This window comes from Nonomuraea sp. NPDC003727 (assembly GCF_053586935.1).
Window position 1 is genome coordinate 25,199 of sequence record NZ_JBSFNE010000030.1, and the last position, 17,221, is coordinate 42,419.

The 17,221-nt window shown below is 68.8% G+C and carries 14 protein-coding genes and 2 tRNA genes; 9 read left to right on the plus strand and 7 right to left on the minus strand.

Translation table 11 applies throughout. The features are described from left to right. Positions 1–1,377: a tyrosine-type recombinase/integrase gene (locus ACWDLG_RS41575; protein ID WP_449930639.1), complete on the plus strand. Its 1,377-nt coding sequence runs from the start codon at positions 1–3 to the stop codon at positions 1,375–1,377. 150 nt (positions 1,378–1,527) lie between these two features. On the opposite strand, the gene ACWDLG_RS41580 is transcribed toward ACWDLG_RS41575, so the two are convergent. Continuing rightward, a tRNA-Ser gene (locus ACWDLG_RS41580) sits at positions 1,528–1,604 on the minus strand. Positions 1,605–1,744: 140 nt separating this feature from the next. Here ACWDLG_RS41580 and ACWDLG_RS41585 point away from each other — a divergent pair. The 4 genes from ACWDLG_RS41585 (at position 1,745) to ACWDLG_RS41600 (ending at position 6,541) form a co-directional block, all read left to right on the plus strand. Beyond that, a complete protein-coding gene (locus ACWDLG_RS41585; RefSeq protein ID WP_449930641.1) occupies positions 1,745–2,713 on the plus strand; it encodes a restriction endonuclease in 969 nt (322 codons plus the stop codon). A gap of 342 nt (positions 2,714–3,055) precedes the next feature. Further along, on the plus strand, positions 3,056–4,210 hold the full coding sequence (locus ACWDLG_RS41590; RefSeq protein ID WP_449930643.1) for a DNA sulfur modification protein DndB: 1,155 nt from the start codon (positions 3,056–3,058) through the stop codon (positions 4,208–4,210). A 403-nt stretch (positions 4,211–4,613) separates the two neighbouring features. Next, a complete protein-coding gene (locus ACWDLG_RS41595; protein WP_449930645.1) occupies positions 4,614–5,492 on the plus strand; it encodes a P63C domain-containing protein in 879 nt (292 codons plus the stop codon). A 569-nt stretch (positions 5,493–6,061) separates the two neighbouring features. After that, positions 6,062–6,541 (plus strand): helix-turn-helix domain-containing protein, encoded by a 480-nt coding sequence (locus ACWDLG_RS41600; RefSeq protein WP_449930647.1) that lies wholly within the window; start codon positions 6,062–6,064, stop codon positions 6,539–6,541. A gap of 8 nt (positions 6,542–6,549) precedes the next feature. On the opposite strand, the gene ACWDLG_RS41605 is transcribed toward ACWDLG_RS41600, so the two are convergent. Next, positions 6,550–6,621: transfer RNA gene (locus ACWDLG_RS41605), tRNA-Arg, on the minus strand. A gap of 117 nt (positions 6,622–6,738) precedes the next feature. Here ACWDLG_RS41605 and ACWDLG_RS41610 point away from each other — a divergent pair. Then, the gene (locus ACWDLG_RS41610; RefSeq protein WP_449930649.1) at positions 6,739–7,125 is read left to right on the plus strand and encodes a response regulator transcription factor; all 387 of its coding nucleotides are present in this window, start codon (positions 6,739–6,741) and stop codon (positions 7,123–7,125) included. 295 nt (positions 7,126–7,420) lie between these two features. On the opposite strand, the gene ACWDLG_RS41615 is transcribed toward ACWDLG_RS41610, so the two are convergent. Continuing rightward, positions 7,421–10,156: a helix-turn-helix transcriptional regulator gene (locus tag ACWDLG_RS41615; protein WP_449930651.1), complete on the minus strand. Its 2,736-nt coding sequence runs from the start codon at positions 10,154–10,156 to the stop codon at positions 7,421–7,423. A 100-nt stretch (positions 10,157–10,256) separates the two neighbouring features. On the opposite strand from ACWDLG_RS41615, the gene ACWDLG_RS41620 reads away from it, so the two are divergent. From ACWDLG_RS41620 to ACWDLG_RS41630, 3 genes are all read left to right on the plus strand, one after another. Beyond that, positions 10,257–10,862: a LysE family translocator gene (locus ACWDLG_RS41620; protein ID WP_449930653.1), complete on the plus strand. Its 606-nt coding sequence runs from the start codon at positions 10,257–10,259 to the stop codon at positions 10,860–10,862. A gap of 150 nt (positions 10,863–11,012) precedes the next feature. Then, positions 11,013–11,564, plus strand: coding sequence for a TetR/AcrR family transcriptional regulator (locus ACWDLG_RS41625; protein WP_449930655.1), 552 nt, complete (start codon positions 11,013–11,015; stop codon positions 11,562–11,564). A 20-nt stretch (positions 11,565–11,584) separates the two neighbouring features. After that, a complete protein-coding gene (locus ACWDLG_RS41630) occupies positions 11,585–12,718 on the plus strand; it encodes an alpha/beta hydrolase (RefSeq protein ID WP_449930656.1) in 1,134 nt (377 codons plus the stop codon). A gap of 135 nt (positions 12,719–12,853) precedes the next feature. On the opposite strand, the gene ACWDLG_RS41635 is transcribed toward ACWDLG_RS41630, so the two are convergent. The 4 genes from ACWDLG_RS41635 to ACWDLG_RS41650 form a co-directional block, all read right to left on the minus strand. Continuing rightward, on the minus strand, positions 12,854–14,041 hold the full coding sequence (locus tag ACWDLG_RS41635; RefSeq protein ID WP_354911376.1) for a hypothetical protein: 1,188 nt from the start codon (positions 14,039–14,041) through the stop codon (positions 12,854–12,856). Between the two features lie 9 nt (positions 14,042–14,050). Next, positions 14,051–14,431: a RidA family protein gene (locus tag ACWDLG_RS41640; RefSeq protein WP_449930658.1), complete on the minus strand. Its 381-nt coding sequence runs from the start codon at positions 14,429–14,431 to the stop codon at positions 14,051–14,053. 9 nt (positions 14,432–14,440) lie between these two features. Continuing rightward, complete coding sequence (locus ACWDLG_RS41645) at positions 14,441–15,526, minus strand: alanine racemase (protein ID WP_449930660.1); 1,086 nt, start codon at positions 15,524–15,526, stop codon at positions 14,441–14,443. 150 nt (positions 15,527–15,676) lie between these two features. Next, positions 15,677–17,218, minus strand: coding sequence for an N-acyl-D-amino-acid deacylase family protein (locus ACWDLG_RS41650; protein WP_449930662.1), 1,542 nt, complete (start codon positions 17,216–17,218; stop codon positions 15,677–15,679). Positions 17,219–17,221: the final 3 nt, after the last annotated feature.

Genomic DNA, 17,221 nt, shown 5'->3' on the forward strand with positions numbered 1-17,221 from the left:
ATGAAGAGCTACCGCGTCCGCATCTGGAAGGTCTGCACCAAGAAGGCCGGCAACCGCCCCCACATGGCCCGATGGGTCGTGGAAGAGAAGGTGTTCACTGAACACTTCGCCACATGGGAACTCGCCGACAGCTTCCGCGCGAAGCTGAAGAAGGCCGCCCAGAACGGCGAGGCGTTCGATACCGAGACCGGCTTCCCCGACTCCATGCTCCGCGCCCAGAACACGACGAGCTGGTACGCCCACGCCGTCGACTACGTCGACGCCCGCTGGGCCAAGGTCTCGGGGAGACAACGCATCTCCATCGCTGAAACCCTGGTGGCCGTCACCCCTGTCTTGGTACGCGATCAGCGGGGTGCACCAGACGCGGACGTATTGCGCGCCGCCTTGTATAAGTGGGCGTTCAACAAGCAGCAGCGCGCCGCTGACAAGCCTGACGAGATCGTCCAGGCCCTCGATTGGATCTCCAAGGCATCGATCCCTGTCAGCGACCTCGCGGAGTACGACCGCATCATCGCCGCTCTCGAAGCATGTGCAAGCAAGCGCGACGGCACCGCTGCCGCACCCGGGTATTACAGTCGCCGTCGACGCGTGCTGTTCAACGTGCTCCGCTACGCCGTCTCCAAGAAGCGCCTCGTCAAGAACCCACTCAGCGAGGACCTGGATTGGAAAGCGCCCGAGGCCGAGGTCTGCGAAGAGATCGACCCTGCCGCGGTGGCATCACCAGAACAGGTGCGAGAGCTACTCACCGCTGTCAGCTACGCCGGATGGCGGCGAGGGGACCGGCTCGTGGCGTTCTTCGCCTGCATGTACTACGCCATGATGCGGCCCAGCGAGGTCGCAGCCTTGCGGCAGCACGACTGCACGTTGCCCGAGAGGGGTTGGGGACGGCTCATGCTCAGCGGCTCCGCGCCCGCGGTTGGCACCCAATGGACGGACAGCGGCCAAGTGCACGAACACCGAGGGCTCAAAGGCCGGCCCCGCAAGGCCAAGCGCTCAGTCCCCATCCCGCCGCAACTGGTCGCCATCCTGCGAAGCCATATCCAACGATACGGCGTAGCCCCTGATGGCCGACTCTTCCGCACAGAACGCGGCGGAGTGCTCCACAAGTCCGGCTACATCCGCACCTGGAAGACCGCTCGCGCCCTGGCACTCACGCCCGCACAGGCCGCCAGCCAGCTTGCCAAGCGCCCCTACGACCTCCGCCATGCAGGGGTTTCTCTGCGCCTCAACGCCGGAGTCCCCGCCACCCAGGTCGCCCAGTGGGCAGGCCACAGCGTCGAAGTCCTGCTAAAGATCTACGCCAAGTGCATCGACGGGCAGGACCAGGTCTGGCACAAGATGCTCGACGGCGCACTTGAGGACAACGCTTCGCCGTAGCCGCGCCGAGAAGGATGACGAACGATCGACCAGTCGTTCCCCTCCGCTCAGGACCGTATTGGCGAAATTGATCACAGAAGGTGGCTCCATGATCACAAATGCGATCATGGAGCCGCATGCATGATTGGCATGATGTCGCCGACAGATCGATGGTGCCCCGTACAGGGGTCGAACCTGCGTCTGGCTTCGAGCCAGCGCGCGGCCTCGTCTTCGCCAGGGGAAACGCTCCCGCAGTCACACCACGACTCGCGACCACACGGGAATTGGACCTTGAAAATCGACATCCGATTCCGACGCAGGATGGCGACATCGCTGTTTGACCAAGATCGCGGATCTAGATACAGTGCGGGAGACTTATCACGATCTTGTGGAGGAAGACATGACCACGCCGACTCCCCCCGCCTCCCCCACGTGGACCCTCAAATCTGGCCACCCCATCGAGCGCAAGAAGCTGCACGAGGACTTCGGCGGACGCACTCAGGGCGGCATCGGGCCGTCCAGTCGCACTCCGAACGTCTTCGTCTTCACCGACCCGATCGCGGGCGAGAAGCACGGCTACTTCGACGGATGGATGCCCGACGGCCTGTTCCACTACAGCGGCGAAGGGCAGTACGGCGACCAGCGGATGATCTCCGGGAACGCGAGCATCCTTAACCACAAGAAGGAGGGACGCGCACTCCGCCTCTTCCAGGGCGCCCGCGGCACCGTCATCTATCTCGGCGAGTTCGAGGTGTACGGGGAGGACCCCTGGTACGAGGCGGATGCGCCGGAAAGCGGTGGCGGGCCGCTGCGTCGTGTCATCGTCTTCCGGCTGAAGCCGCTCGACACGGCTCCTCAGCCTCCACAGACCAAGCTGGCCCGGCTTCTGGACGACGCAAAGACTACCGGGGCCGAGGATCAGGTCCAGGACCTTCCACTGGAGCAGCAGCTCACCGAGCGCAGCTTCGTCAACCCGGCACAGGAGCCGTACGAGGCGGAGCGGAAGGAGGCCAGTCTGGTGCAATCCCTGGGCGACTATCTGCGCGGCAAGGGGCATTCGGTGGGCCGGCACCAGATGCTGCCCCAGGGGGAGACGCGGCCGCTGTTCACCGACCTGTACGACAAGGACCTGAAGCTTCTGGTGGAGGCCAAGGGCAGCGTCACCCGAGAGAACATGCGCATGGCGATCGGTCAGCTCGCCGACTACGGCCGATTTCTCCCCGAGGCTGCCCGCGCGATCCTGGTACCGACCGAGCCTCGCGCCGACCTGATCACGCTCGCTCACAGCCAGGACATTGTCGTCATCTGGCCCATCAAAAGCGGGTACGGCATCAGCAAGGCCGACTTCAGTCTGTAGAGGTGAGCACACAGGCCGCCGGTCATGCACCGGTGGCTTGTGCCGTCTGGCGGTTCTCACCTGCAGCGCCTGGCGGCGGGGAATACGCCCCAAGCTATCTATGGCACCTGCGGTGCGGTACCGATGCTCGGCACCTTTCTTTACCACTCTCCATGTTCCGACAAATAGCTCAGATGAGAACTTATTGGCGCAAACCTCTCGCTACGCGAGCATCTACAGCCTCTACGTGACTCGAAATACCGACTACGCGAGATTGACGTACCACTACGCGTCCTTTACCTTTGCTTTAATGGCAGTACGGAGGCCGGCTTGGCCTTCCTCGGGCGTAGGAGAGTCACGTCTATGGAACTTCAGCTTCCCGGAATCGGATACAAGCAGGGCAACCGCCTCATGGTGGTCACTGCCATGGACCCGATCGCGCTGGTGAAGACCGTCACCGAACCCGACCCCTGGAATCCGGTCGGTGGTCAGCCACACGGCAACCGCCCGGTCGACAAGCAGCACCGCAAGGGGATCGCCGAGTACCTCGAGAGTGAGGCGAACTTCGTCCTCAACTCCGTGGTGCTGTACGCGAAGCCACAGGAGGCGCGATTCGTCCCGACGGACAATTACAAGGAGGCCAACGTCCAGCTCGGAACGCTGTACCTCAACTACGGGGCACAGTTCGACGTTGGAGATGGTCAGCACCGGATCGGCGCCTACTCCGACGTGATGAAGACGCACCCGGATGAGGAATCGCCCATCCGTAAGCGCATGCGTCAGAGCGGCCAGCCGGTCGTCATCGTGATCGACGACGACCCTCTGCACCGTGCACAGGACTTCACGGACCTGCAGCGCAACACCAAGCCCCAGACCGCCAGTCTGGCGATGAGCATGGACCGCAGGCAGGCGATCAACCGCCAGCTGATCAAGCTCGTCCAGGACCCCAAGCTGCCGGTCTTCGGTGAAAGCGCCAGCCGGGTGGAGTTCCTGGGCGACTCCCCTGGGAAGTACAGCGCGAAGCTCTTCTCTTTCAAGACCATCCGCTACCTCAGCGGAACCGTTCTCATCGGCGTGAGCCAGCGCACGACAGCCGGCTGGGACAGGGCAGTGAACGAAGCGATCGAGAATGATCCTCAGAAGACTGAGCAGATCTTGCACGAGCTCTGGGACGGTTTCGGGCGCTGGCCGGATATCGCTCCTGTAATCGAGGGAATCAGGACGACCGCTAATCTCCGCGAGGAGACCTACCTGACAAGTGCCGGCGTCCTCTACGCGATCGCGTATGCCGTCCACCGGGCGAACTACGACCACCACATCCCTGTCCGCAAGGCCATGGAGAAGCTCGCCGCGGTCAACTTCTCGCGCGTGGAGCCGATCGACAGTCAGGCCCTGAGCGCCAAGGACACAATCTTCGCTGGTACGCTCATCGACCCTGAGACCGGGAAGGTCGGATCTGGACGTCCTGCTTGGGAGGCTGCCAGCACCGATCTGCTGGACGTCATCACCAAGGACTAGCCTGCCAAATTCATGGGCGGCGCTATCTGCACCGCCCATGAACTTGCTTACTGTTCGATGACGGGCCAACTAGTTCAACTGACCCCAGCACGGTGAAGTAGAGGCTTTTGCAGCTCGTCACCCCTATCAATGCAGGTTCTACACGTCAATCGTCAGCTATCTCGCTGACTCTCGGCACCCACTCCTCAGGCCGCCGTAGAGACTGCATTGGATACGAACGGCGCTACGCTCCGGGCGAGACTCTCAGATACCTTGTTTTCCAATAACATAGACTCCATAGAACCCGTCCAACCCGATTTCAGCCCGGACGCCCCAATAGCCCTGTATCGGCATCTTTGTCCGACTCCAGCTTCCGCCGATACATCAACTAGTGGTTCTAGACTCTATGCATCTGGAGGCTTCAGTGAACGCCATCAATCAGCCCTCTATACCCCCTAGCCCTTTCGCCAAGCACCGCGGCGTGCTACCGCTGGGACGCTACGAAATAGAGTGCTATGTCCTCGACAATGGAGAGCGAGTCCTCGCCCTTCGCGAGGTAGTACGTGCGCTCACCGATACCGACAGCGGTAACCTCGACAACTATATTGGCGCCCAAAGCCTACAGCCCTATCTGAATAGTAAGGCAATTCTGAACTCGGCAATCGAATACCACATACCCGGCACGCAATTTATGGGCAAGGGAATTCGGGCGGAATCGTTCCTTGAGATCTGTCATGCCTACGTAAGCGCATTAGCGGATAACGCCCTGAGCACGGAACGCCAGAATCAGGTCGCGACCCGAGCCAGTATTCTCCTTTCAGCATGTGCCAAGGTTGGCCTCATAGCCTTGATCGATGAGGCGACGGGCTACCAGTACGAACGAGCAGAAGACGCCCTACAGCTCAAGCTTCGCGCCTATATTTCGGAGGAGCTCCGAGAGTGGGAAAAGACCTTTCCGGATCAGCTCTGGGAAGAGTTTGGCCGCCTGACAAGATGGCAGGGCCCACTACACTCTCGACCTAAGTGGTGGGGAAAGCTAGTAATGGAGCTCATATACGAGGCGCTCGATCCGGACGTAGCCAAGGCGCTCAAGGAGACAAAGCCAAATCCACGTCACGGACAGAACTACCACCAGTGGCTAACTGAGCACAAAGGACTAAAGGAGCTAATAACTCACATCAATCAGGTAATTGGTATTGCGAAAACGTGCGACACCATTATGGAGTTGCGAGAAAAAGTGGCTTTCCATTACGGGAGGCAGCCCCTCCAACTAACAATTATGTCGTTACCTCAGCAGAAGTAGCGCATCCCCTCAACGACAAGTGCGGGGGTTGTGGTCATCTCCTCATCGGGCAGGCATAGCCATGCCGGGCCAGGCGCCTGGGGTCAAGCCGTCGTTTGGGTGTTACAGGCGTCCCGGTGACCTTCCTCCTCCGCTGGTTAGCCTGCTCGCACTCGACGGCTTGAGCTTGGGCGGCTGGTCTGGCATCCCTCCGAGGGGCCGGCGAGGAGATGACCGCCCGTCCATACCCGCACTCCTTCCAGCTCATCTCCGAGGAGGGCCGGGAGTGCAGGGGGCGGAGCCCCTTGCACTCCCGGTCTCTGTAAGGACCAGACCTCGTCGCCCTGGTCGTCGTCCTCTAATGCTGGCTTTCGCTCGTCTGCGGCGTCTCGTCTCGGCGTTTCTGGAGCGCGCGGGTGGTGACGGCCGGGACCGGCCGAAGAGCCGCATGCCCGGCCGGCTGGCCGCCCGGCGCGGGTGCGGGCCACCGAAGGCGGGCCGCTTTAAAACCGTGGAGAAAGTTCTCATCCATGGTGGGTGTCCTGTCTTTGTCCTGTCCCGGGAGATGCTTGACACCTCTGTCCCACCACATGCTTGACGGTCGCTGTTTTCGGCTATGCCGTGGTGCGTCGTTTTTGCGGGCGTCGTGCTGCGGGAGGCCGGGATTGGCGCTGGTGGATTTGTCTGTTGTCGAGCAGCGGTATCGGGCGGTGCTGGCCGGCGGTTCGGTGACTCAGGTCGCCGGCGAGGTCGGGGTGGCGCGGCAGACGTTGTCGGGCTGGGTGTCGCGCTATCGGGAGTCGGGCCTGGCCGGGTTGGTGGATCGCTCGCGGCGCCCTTTGTCGTCTCCGTCGCAGATGAGCGCGGAGGTGGAGACGCTGGTGTGTGAGTTGCGTCGGTACGGCGCTGAGATGGCGTGCTGCTCCACGGCCATCAGATCGCGACCAAGATCGGTACGTGGCTGGTACGTGATCATGGGCATTCGCTTGCCACCGGCAGCATTCGGTGGCACACCCCAGAAACGCAAAAGACCTGCATTTCTGCAGGTCAGTGCGTGTATCACTAGCTAGATCGAGTGTGCCCCCTGCAGGATTCGAACCTGCGCACCCGGCTCCGGAGGCCGGTGCTCTATCCCCTGAGCTAAGGGGGCTCGACGACTGACAACGTTACCAGCATTCACCCACCACTCTGCACCACGTTGAAGCTCCGAGCACACATCCAACGAAAACCGCACGGGCGGGCCTCACGACGGGTTACCTTGGCGGCCGTGGGCGATGATCTGGGCAGGGTGCTTGTAGTAGATGATGACGAGGTCATCAGGCAGCTCATCGCGGTCAATCTCACCTTGGAGGGTTTCGAGGTGGTGACCGCGACGGACGGCCAGGACTGCCTCGATCAAGTCTTGGACGTGATGCCCGATGTCATCACGCTCGACGTGATGATGCCCCGGCTGGACGGTTGGGAGACGGCCTCACGGTTGCGCACCGACGAGGGCACCGCCCACATCAAGGTGGTGCTCATCACCGCAAGAGCCCAGGAGTCGGACCGGCGGCGCGGGCTGGGGATCGGGGTTGACGCCTACCTCACCAAGCCGTTCGATCCTGCCGAGCTGATCCAGGTGGTCAGGGAGCTGGCGGACAGGGCCAAGGCTTAGGGCGGATCTCGCCGCCGGCGGGGCCGTCCAGGTGTCGGGTGGAGATGCGCGGGCAGGTCGGTCTGCGGCCGTTCAGGGGCCGTGGAGCGGCCTACGGCGGCGGATCCGGGCTGGAGTCGCCATGGGCCTGGATGGGGCCGGTGGAGGCGTGCCGGGCCGCCGGATGTGGTCGGTTCTCCTACGGGCACCCGGTGCCCGGCTTGGTTGGCGCCTGCGGCTGCGGGCCTGGAACACGCGCCAGGCGAAAGCGCGCTGGCTGCGGGCCTGGAACACGCGCCGCGTGAAGGCGCGCGGGCTACGGCAGCAGGCCGTGTTTGCGGGCGATGGCCGCCGCCTCGGTGCGGGTGGAGGCGTCGAGTTTGCCCAGGATGTTGGAGACGTGGACGCTCACCGTCTTCTGCGCGATGAACAGCCGCTCGCCGATCTCCCTGTTGCCCAGCCCTTCGGCGACCAGCGACAGCACCTCCGCCTCTCGCGCCGTGAGCGTTCCTGAGGGCCCGGAGCCGGTGAACCTGGCCCGCCGGCCGAACTCGTCGAGCGCGGCGGCGAGCGGCGCCGCCCCGAGCTTCGCGGCCGTCTCGCGGGCGAGGGTCCATTCTTCCTGCGCGGCGGTACGGTCGCCGGTGGCCAGGAGTGCCTCGGCGAGTCGCTGGCGGGAGCGGGCCACCTCGTAGGCGAACCCGTAGGAGAACGCCTCGACGACTTCGCGCCACTGGCCAGGGTCGGAGCGGCCGTGGACGCGCGCCCATTCGGCCTCGGCGCGCAGCCGCCAGGCTCGGCCTTCGAGGCCCATCTCGCCGCGCTCGCCGTCGGGCCCGTTGGAGGCGGCGTGGCGGGCGCGGGCGATCAGCTCGTCCGCGCCGTCGGTACGGCCGAGCTCGCTCAGCGCCGCCAGGCCGGTGCTCACGATGCGGAGGGTGCCGGGGTCGCTCGGGCTGAGGATGTCGAGGACCGCCTCGACGTGGTCGAGGGCGGCGGCCGGGTCGCCGTTCCACAGGGCGTGCTCGGCGGCCAGGCCGCGGGACATGTAGGCGACGAGGTCGTCGCTCCAGAACGGCTGCAGCCAGGTGAGGCGCTCGGCGACGTTCGGCAGCCCGCGGGCGACCTCGATGAACAGCGCGAACGACGAAAGGGTGGACTCGGGGACGGTGCCGGCCCGGGTGGGGAAGCGGGCGGCGACGGCCTCGGCGGCGTCCCATTCGCCCGCGACGTAGTGGATGAGGAAGCGGAGGAAGCGCAGGTCGGTGCCGTAGGTGCTCCAGGACAGCCCGGTCTCGCTGGCCACGGCGATGCCGCGCTCGGCGACTTCGGCGGCCTCGTCGAGACGCCCGAGGTCGTAGTGGAGGCGTGCGAGGTTGAACAGGGCGCGCAGGTCGATGGCGAGGTTGCCGGAGGTGCGGGCGGCAGCCGTACCGAAGAGGCGCTCGGCGTGGGCCCAGTCGCCGCGCAGCGCGGCGGCGGCGGCGAGGGTGACCAGGGCGCTGGCCTCCGCGTCGGTGGCGCCGGCCGAGCGGGCGGTGGCCAGGGCACGCTCGGCCAGCTCCTCGACCTCGCCGTGTCGGTCGGTCCAGGACAGGCAGCGGGCGAGGGTGGCCAGGGCACGGGCCAGGACGACGGGCTCGGTGGCGGTGGCGACGGCGGACTCGGCGACGGCGACGGCCTCCTCGCTCTGGTCCATCTCCCACAGGTAGGTGGCCAGGCGTTCCTGGACGTCGGGGCCGGTCGGGACGGCGCGCAGGCGGGCGATGGCGCCGTGGTTGTCGCCGCTGTCGGCGGCGGTGATGGCGCTGCGCATGGCCAGGGCACGCCGGGGCTCGCCCGCGCGCCGTTCGGCGTCGGGGACGCGGTCCCACAGCTCGAGGACCTGGTCGTAGTGGCGGTGGGCCTCGGCGGGGGCGCCGAGGCGCTCGGCTATGCGGCCCGCCTCGGCGGAGGCGGTCAGGGCGCCGACCAGGTCGTGGCCGGCGAGGTGGTGGTGGGCGAGTTCGGCGGGCGAGGTGAGCCGCGCGGCGAAGGCGGTGTGGAGGCGGGTGCGCTCGCCCGGCAGCAGGTCGGTGTAGACGGCCTCCTGCAGCAGCGCGTGGCGGAAGGCGTAGCCGTAGCCGTCGACGCGGAGCAGACCACGGGAGACGATCTCGCGCACGGCCTCCTCGAACTCGCCGACGGGCAGGCCGGAGATCTCGCGCAGCAGCGTGTCCTCGACGCGGCGGCCGGCGACGGCGGCGGCGCGCAGGACCCGCTGGCCGGGCTCGGACAGCACCTCGACGCGGGTCAGCAGGAGGCTGGCGAGGCTGTCGGGCAGCGCCTCGCCCTCGGCCATGGCGGCGAACAGCTCCTCGGCGTAGAAGGGGTTGCCGTCGGCGCGGGCGACGATCTCGCCGAGGCCGCGGGCGCCCACCTCGCCCAGGGTGGTCACGTAGTCGGACATCTCGCCGGAACCGAGCGGGCCCAGCTCGATGGCGGTCACCGAGGGCAGCCGCTTGAGCTCGGCGAGCACGGGGCGCAGCGGGTGGCGGCGGTGCAGGTCGTCGGTGCGGTAGGTGCCGACGACGCAGACGCGCTCCGACTGCAGCATGCGGCTGAGGAAGACCAGCAGGTCGCGGGTGGAGCGGTCGGCCCAGTGGAGGTCCTCGATCACGAAGAGGACGGGCTGGATGTCGGACAGCATGCCGAGCAGCGAGCCGAACAGCCGCTGCTGGGTCAGCCCCGAGGAGGACGCGGCGGCGCCGCGGTCGTCGAGCAACTGGCCGAGGATGGGCCGGGCGGCGACGGCGGCGGCGAGCGCGGGCTCGCGCAGCGCGTCGGCCAGCGGCAGGTACGGCAGGGCGTCGCCGAGCTCGGCGCACTGGCCGACCATGACCTGGACGCCCCGACGGCGCGCCTCGGCGACCAGCTCGGTGGCCAGGCGGGTCTTGCCGATGCCCGCGTCGCCGCCGACCAGGGCCACGCCCGCCCGGCCCGTCACGGCGTTGTCGAGCACGCGAACGAGCCCGCCCAGCTCAGCGGAGCGCCCGATCATCAGCCCGTTCATCCGGCCACTATGCCATGACCGGCGGACATTCCCATTGGACCCACGGAAACACCGGTCATTGGACCACATCCATGGACCAAGTCCGGCGTAGCGTCAGCGCATGCTTCTCTTTCTCGCCGCCTCGCTCACGCTGGTCCTCATCCCCGGGCCGAACCACCTCTACATCGCCGCCAGGGGGCTGTCGCAGGGCAGGTCGGCGGCGCTGGCCAGCGCGTTCGGGGTGGAGACCGGCACCCTCGTGCACATCGCGGCCGCGGCCGCCGGCCTGTCCTACCTGATCGCGCAGTCGGCGACGTGGTTCGCGGTGGTGAAGTGGGCGGGTGTGGCGTACCTGGTGTATCTGGGGGTGCGGACGCTGACCGGCAAGGAGGAGCTGACCACCCGTACGGCGGAGCCGCAGCCGCTGCGGGCGGTGTTCCTCGAAGGCGTGCTGGTGAACGTGCTGAACCCCAAGGTCATCCTGTTCTTCCTGGCGCTGCTGCCGCAGTTCGTCGACCCGGCGGCCGGGTCCCCTGCGATGCAGATCGTGCTGTACGGCGGGACGTTGCTGCTGCTGGGGCTGCTGTCGGACATCGTGTACGCGTTCATGGCGGGGGCGTTGAGCGATCGGCTGGCCAAGCGGGTCACGGCGCTGCGGTACGTCAGCGGGCTGGTCTACATCGGCCTGGGCATCGCGACGGCGTTCACGGGCCGTCGCACCGCATGAACCGCCGTCGCGCCGCATGAACCGCAGCCGCACCCCCTGAAGCGCGACCGCACCGCCTGAACCGCGGTCGCACTGCCTGAAGCACCGTCGCACCGCCTGAACCCGGCTTTCACCCGCACAACGCAACGGTGCGTTGCTACGATCGCCCGTATGGCACCGCGCAAGCAGCAGGAGATCTTCGAGGCCACCCTCACCCTGCTGGCCGAGCGCGGCTACGAGGACCTGACCATCGAAGGCGTCGCCGAGCGGTCGGGCGTCAACAAGACGACCATCTATCGCTGGTGGCCGTCCAAGCCCGCCCTGCTGGCCGCCGCCCTGGTCGAGGCCGACACGCTCGCCCTCGACCAGCCCGACACCGGCACGCTGCGCGGCGATCTCGAAGCCCTGGTCGACGGCATGATCGCGTTGATCACGCGCCCGCCGTCGAGCGACATCGCGGTGGCCGCGCTCGGCGCCGCCGTACATCATCCGGAGCTGAACGCGCGGGGGTTCTTCGCCGACCGGTTCGCCCGCGAGCGGGAGGTCTTCGAACGGGCCATGGCCCGGGGTGAGCTCGGGGACGACACCGATCCGATGCTGCTCGTCGACCTGCTGGCGGGCGCGGTGTGGGTGCGGGCGGTGTTCAGGGGGTTGCCGCTGGAGGCCGGGTTCGCGCGGCGGGCCGTGTCGGCGGTGCTCGACGGGGTGACACCACAGCAGTAGCCGCCCACAAGGGAGCCGCAGTGATCCGACGCCTGCTCGCCGCCTGTCTCGTCACGGCGCTGACCGCCGTCGGCTGCGCCACGGGTCCGGCGACACCTCCCAGCGGCGCGGGTACGGCGGCGCCGCCGAGCGGCGCGGGTAGGGCGGCGCCGCCGAGCGCCGCCACCCCGGCGACACCCCCGAGCGGCCCGGGCCCTGCGGCACCCCCGAGCGCCGCCACCCCGGCGGCACCCCCGAGCGCCGCGACCCCGGCGGCACCGAGTGGTTCGACTCCGGCGATGCCGCCGAGCGGCGTCACTGCGGCGACGCCGTCGAGCGGCGCCGGTCCCGGGAGGCCGACCGCGCCCGTCATCGTGTCGGAGCGGCGGGACGGCCGCCTGGTCACACTCGTCGTCGACTCCCCCGCCGTCGGGCGGGAGGCGGAGGTCCAGATCCTGCTCCCCTCCGCCTGGCGTCCGGGCACCCGCTGGCCCGTCCTCTATCTGCTCGACGGCTGCTGCAGGGAAGCGGGCAGCGCGTGGGTGACCAGCGGCAGGGCCGACCAGGTGACCGAGGACGCCGGCGTGATCGTGGTCATGCCGGAGGCGGGCTTCGCCGGCTTCTACAGCGACTGGCTGGACGGCCCCCAGTGGGAGACCTTCCACCTCACCGAGGTCCGCGAGCTGGTGGAGCGGCGCTATGGCGGCACCGGCAGGCGGGCCGTCGCGGGCCTGTCGATGGGCGGGTTCGGGGCGCTGTCCTACGCGGCGCGGCATCCCGGCATGTTCAGGGCGGCGGCCTCCTTCTCCGGCCTGCTCGACGTCAGCCGGCAGGACGTCGACCACCTCACCTCCCTGTCCGGCGACGACCCCGGCAAGCTGTGGGGTACCGACCTCGCCGCGCACAACCCGACCGCGCTCGCGGGCAGGCTGAAGGGCATCCCCGTCCATGTCTCCTGCGGGAACGGCGAGCCGGGCCCGCTCGACGGGCGGAACACGCCGAAGGACGTCGGCGAGGAGTTCGTCGAGAGGGAGAACCGCGCCTTCGTCGCCGCGGCGAGGAGGGCGGGCGTCAAGGTCACCGTGAACCTCTACGGCCCTGGCACGCACCGCTGGCCGTACTGGACGAGAGAGCTGGAGCGGGCGCTGCCGATGCTGCTGGCGAGTGTCAGGTGACGCGGGGCCGTACCGGTCACGAGCGTTGACCGACGCGCGGCCCACGCTGCTCGCGAGCGTCCGTCGAAAGACGCGCGGCCTACGCTGCTCGCCAGCGTCCGTCGACCGACGCGCGGCCGGTGCCGCGCGTGAGCGTCAGCCGAGCGCGGCCGGGATGCGGTCGAGCGTCGGGTACGGCACCAGCCCGTAGGCGTAGAAGTCGACGGCGGCGGCGCCCGCGGCCTTGGCGGCGCGGACCTTGGCGACGAGCCGGTCGGCGGTGTCGCTGTCGGGGTGTCCGGGCCGCAGGACGGCGCGCACCTCGCGGTCCTTGCCGACCGAGCGCAGGTAGGCGGCCACGTCGTCGGCCACCCGGGCGGCGTCGCGGGCGTAGCCGAGGACGCCGAAGGACGGCACCAGGTCGCCCAGCGCGACCAGGTCGACGCCGAGCTGCCACGCGTCGTGGGCGGCCAGGCCGGGCGAGGGCAGGCCGTGCTTGTAGCCCTTGACGGCGCCGGTGGCGTCGATGAACGTCAGCTGCGACCCCTCGGCGGCGACCGCGGCGGAGACCTCGGACACCAGCGAGGTGACGGTCTCGGAGCGGGCGCGGGCGTAGTTGACGACGTCGGGCCCGGCGTAGGCGGTCAGCGCCGCCCTGGTGACCTCGCCCTGCGCGGGCGGCTCGCCGTCCAGGACCGCGCCGACGATGCGTGAGCACTCGTCGCGGGCCACCTCGGCGTTGACACCCAGGTCACCGGCCCTGCGCATGCAGAAGTCGCAGAAGCACAGCGCCATGAGGTAGGCGTCCATGGGCCCGAGCGGGACGAACGAGCGCTCGGCCTTGAGCGGGCGGTAGTGCAGCGACTCGGCCACCACGCTGTCGACGCCGAGCCGGGCCACGGCTCTGGCCAGCGCGACGGCGTAGAGCCTGACGTCGGGGTGGGCCGGGCACAGGTCGGTGGGGTAGCCGCGGTCGCCGAAGCAGTTGCGCACGGTCACGTCGGGGTGCTGGGCGCCGATCGTCTCGTTGCGCAGGAACACCGTCCAGCCGTGGAACTTCAGGCCGCGCGCCGTGCAGGCCGCGCGCAGCCCGTCGAGGACGTCGAGATGACCGGGAGCGGGAAGCAGGCGCAGCTGCCCGAACAGGTCGTCGGGCAGCGAGAAGTGCGCTCCGTCGTGGCGGAGGGTGAGCCTGGACAGCCCGTGCGGAGTGACGTCGCGGGTGCCGTGGTGCACGACGCCGACGGTCACGCCGCCGACGCCGTAGCCGCGGATCCTGTCGAGCACCTTCTCCATGCCCTCGCTGCGCAGATCCTCGGCGAAGACGTACACGGAACTGTCCACAGGCGAACCCTACGCGCTCTTGTGCGCGACGAAGTCGATCTCCACGAGGATGTCCATCAGGTCCGAGCCGACCGTGGTCCTGACCGGGTACGGCTGGGTGAAGTAGGACTTGTAGACCTCGTTGTAGGCGGCGAAGTCGCGCTTGAGGTGCTGCAGGTGGACGGTCGACTTCACCACGTCGTCGAAGCCGAGCCCGTGGGCGGCGAGGATGGCGCCGAGGTTCTTCATGACCTGGTGGGTCTGGGTCTCGATGTCGTCGCCGACGATCTCGCCGGTCTGCGGGTCGAGGGGGCCCGCGCCGGAGGTGTAGACGAAGTCGCCGACCACGAGGCCCTGCGAGTAGGCGCCGACGGGGGCCGCGCCCTCGGCGGTCCTCAGTTCCTTCTTCACCGGATCTCCTTAGAAGTGGGTGGTGATCGTGCCGACGACGGTGTAGTCGTCGTCGACGAGCGGGAGCACGCGCCACTTGTCGAAGGCGGTGCAGGGATGGGAGACGCCGAAGGCGACCAGCTCGCCCACCTCGAGCGCCCCGTGGACGACGGTGTGCTGGTCCTGCATCTTCACCACGGTCAGGCCGGGCCTGCGCGGGATCGGCAGGCCCTCGTCGTAGGGCGCGTCGCGCTTGCCCATGCCGATGATCGCCAGGTCCGGTTCGGGGGTGGACAGCACGTGCGCCCAGATCTCGAAGGCGGGCCGCAGGGAGCCCTCGATCCGGTTGAAGGGCGTGCGCTCGCGGTAGTAGCCGTCGTCGTGGGTGACGTAGGCGCCGCTGCGCAGGATGATCTTCGCCTGGGTGGTGACGAGCTCGCGGCCGATCACGTCGAACCACTGGCTGCCGCCGACGCTGAGCACGGGCGCGCGGATATGCTCGACGGCGTTCTGCAGGATCGCCAGGTACTTCCGGACGTCCTCGGCGGTCTTCAACGCCCCCTCGTAGCCGGCCACGCCCGCGAGCTCCACGCCGTCGCTCGCCCGCACGTAGGCCGCCAGGTCCAGCAGGTCGTCGAACTTCCTGCAGCCGGCACGCCCGCCGTGGTGCCCCATCTCGACCAGCACCGGGAACGGCCGGCGGCCCGCGTGCCGGGCCAGGATGTCCACCCCGGCCCGCGAGTCGACGAAGCTCACGAACTCGAAGCCGGGGTCGCGGTCCAGCTCGGCGGCGGCCCAGGCCAGCCCGGCCGGGTCCACGACCTGGTTGGCGACCATGATCCGGGAGGCGCCGAACCCGCGCACGGCCATCGCCTGGCTCGGGGTCGCGACGGTCAGGCCCCAGGCGCCCGCGTCGAGCTGCATGCGGGCGATCTCGGGTGACATGTGGGTCTTCGCGTGGGGCGCCAACAGCATGCCGTGGTCGCGGGTGAAGGCCGCCATGGTGGCGATGTCGTGCTCGAGCGCGGTGCGCTTGACCACCATCAGCGGGAACGTGAACGCCCCGCCGAACACGGGCTGTCCCAGGACGTCCGCCCCCGACCGAAACCCCTTCATCGCACAGACCCTACCTTTCCGCCGCGGCTGCTGATCTCCAGCCCTCCCCTGTACGGCAAGCCGTCCCACGCGCCTCCGTGGTCACCGGCGCGCGCCCGCCGGAGGGACGCTCCTCGTGCGCGCGTGGCCGGGCGCCGCGACGGCGTGCCGTCACCCTGTGGGGCGCAGCGCCCGCCCCGGCGTGTGGCCGGTCAGCGCGCCGCGCGACAGCACCGGCACGCCCGAGACCAGCACCTCCGAGATCCCCGTCGCGGGGGTCCGCGGCGCCGCGTACGTCGCGAGGTCGGCCACCGTCGCCGGGTCGACCACCACCACGTCCGCCACCAGCCCCGGCCGCAGCAGCCCCCGGTCGAGCAGCCCGAAGCGGCGGGCGGGATGCGCCGCGAGATGCACCGCGGCCTGCTCCCACGTCCAGTCGCCCAGTTCCCTCACGTGGACGCCGAGGAAGCGGGCGAAGGCGCCCCAGCCGCGCGGGTGCGGGTGCCCGCCGACGTAGATCCCGTCGGAGCCGCCGGTGTGCGCGGGGTGGCGGAGGATCCGCCGCACCGACTCCTCGCCTGCGGGCCCCTCGTCTGGCCTGGCCACCACGCATCCCGCCTCCAGGCGGGTGTCGACCAGCAGCCGGCGGCAGAACTCCGCGGGTGTGACCCCCTTGCGGCCCGCCGCCTCCACGATGGTCAGCCCCTCGGTCCACTCCTGGCCTGGCGCGTGCGACACGGTCAGCCGCGGCCACAGGTCGTCGAGGGTCGGCCACCAGTCGGCGAGGGAGGACGGCGACTCGAGCATGTCGAGCGCCCTGTCCACCTCGGCCGCGGGCACCTGGGGCGGCAGCACGATCATCGCGAGGATGGTGCTGCCGCGCAGGTAGGGATAGGTGTCGAAGGTGAGGTCCACCTCGCGGGCGAGCGCGTCCTCCACCAGCGGCAGCAGCACGTCGGCGGGACCGTGCAGGTGGGAGACGTGCACCGGGGCGCCCGAGTCGCTGGCGATCTCGACCACCTCGGCCATCCCGACTCCGGCGCCCGTGCCGTAGGCGCGCATGTGGGTGACGTACGGCAGCGCGCCCAGCGGCCGGCAGAGCGCGGCCAGCTCGGCGGCGGAGGCGTTGCGCCCCGGCAGGTACTCCAGGCCGCTCGACAGGCCGACCGCGCCTTCGGCCAGCCCCCGCTCGACCCGGTCGAGCATCTGGGCGAGTTGCTCGGGCGACGCCTCGGCGGGAGAGGCGCCCATGACGTCGTAGCGGATGGTGCCGTGCGGCAGCAGGTAGGCGGTGTTGAGCGCGGTCGCCCTGTCGTACCCGGCCAGCAGCTCGGCGACGCTCGCCGCGCCGTCGAGAAAGGGGTGCACCCCGTTGACGGCGGCGAAGTAGCGGGTGGCGTAGCCGACCGTCGCCGCCGAGCCCGGCGCGTAGGACAGGCCGTCCTGGCCCAGGACGAACGTCGTCACCCCCTGGCGAAGCGCCGCGAGCTGCACCTCCGCGTCGAACACCAGCGCGTCGCCGTGGGCGTGGCAGTCGACGAACCCCGGCATCACCAGGCGCCCAGTGGCGTCGATCACCTGCCCCGCCGGAGCGCCGGCGAGCCGGCCCACCGCGGTGATCCGCTCGCCGGTGATCCCGATGTCCGCCCTGAACGCCGGAGCCCCGGTGCCGTCGAGCACCCGCCCGCCACTGATGACCACGTCGAAAGTCACAGG

Excerpts from the sequence above, each read along its gene's own strand:
- ACWDLG_RS41625 (WP_449930655.1), top strand. The coding sequence starts at position 11,013 with ATGGCACCGCGCAAGCAGCAGGAGATCTTCGAGGCCACCCTCACCCTG.
- ACWDLG_RS41575 (WP_449930639.1), top strand. The coding sequence starts at position 1 with ATGAAGAGCTACCGCGTCCGCATCTGGAAGGTCTGCACCAAGAAGGCC.
- ACWDLG_RS41620 (WP_449930653.1), top strand. The coding sequence starts at position 10,257 with ATGCTTCTCTTTCTCGCCGCCTCGCTCACGCTGGTCCTCATCCCCGGG.
- ACWDLG_RS41615 (WP_449930651.1), bottom strand. The coding sequence starts at position 10,156 with ATGAACGGGCTGATGATCGGGCGCTCCGCTGAGCTGGGCGGGCTCGTT.
- ACWDLG_RS41590 (WP_449930643.1), top strand. The coding sequence starts at position 3,056 with ATGGAACTTCAGCTTCCCGGAATCGGATACAAGCAGGGCAACCGCCTC.
- ACWDLG_RS41600 (WP_449930647.1), top strand. The coding sequence starts at position 6,062 with ATGCTTGACGGTCGCTGTTTTCGGCTATGCCGTGGTGCGTCGTTTTTG.
- ACWDLG_RS41645 (WP_449930660.1), bottom strand. The coding sequence starts at position 15,526 with ATGAAGGGGTTTCGGTCGGGGGCGGACGTCCTGGGACAGCCCGTGTTC.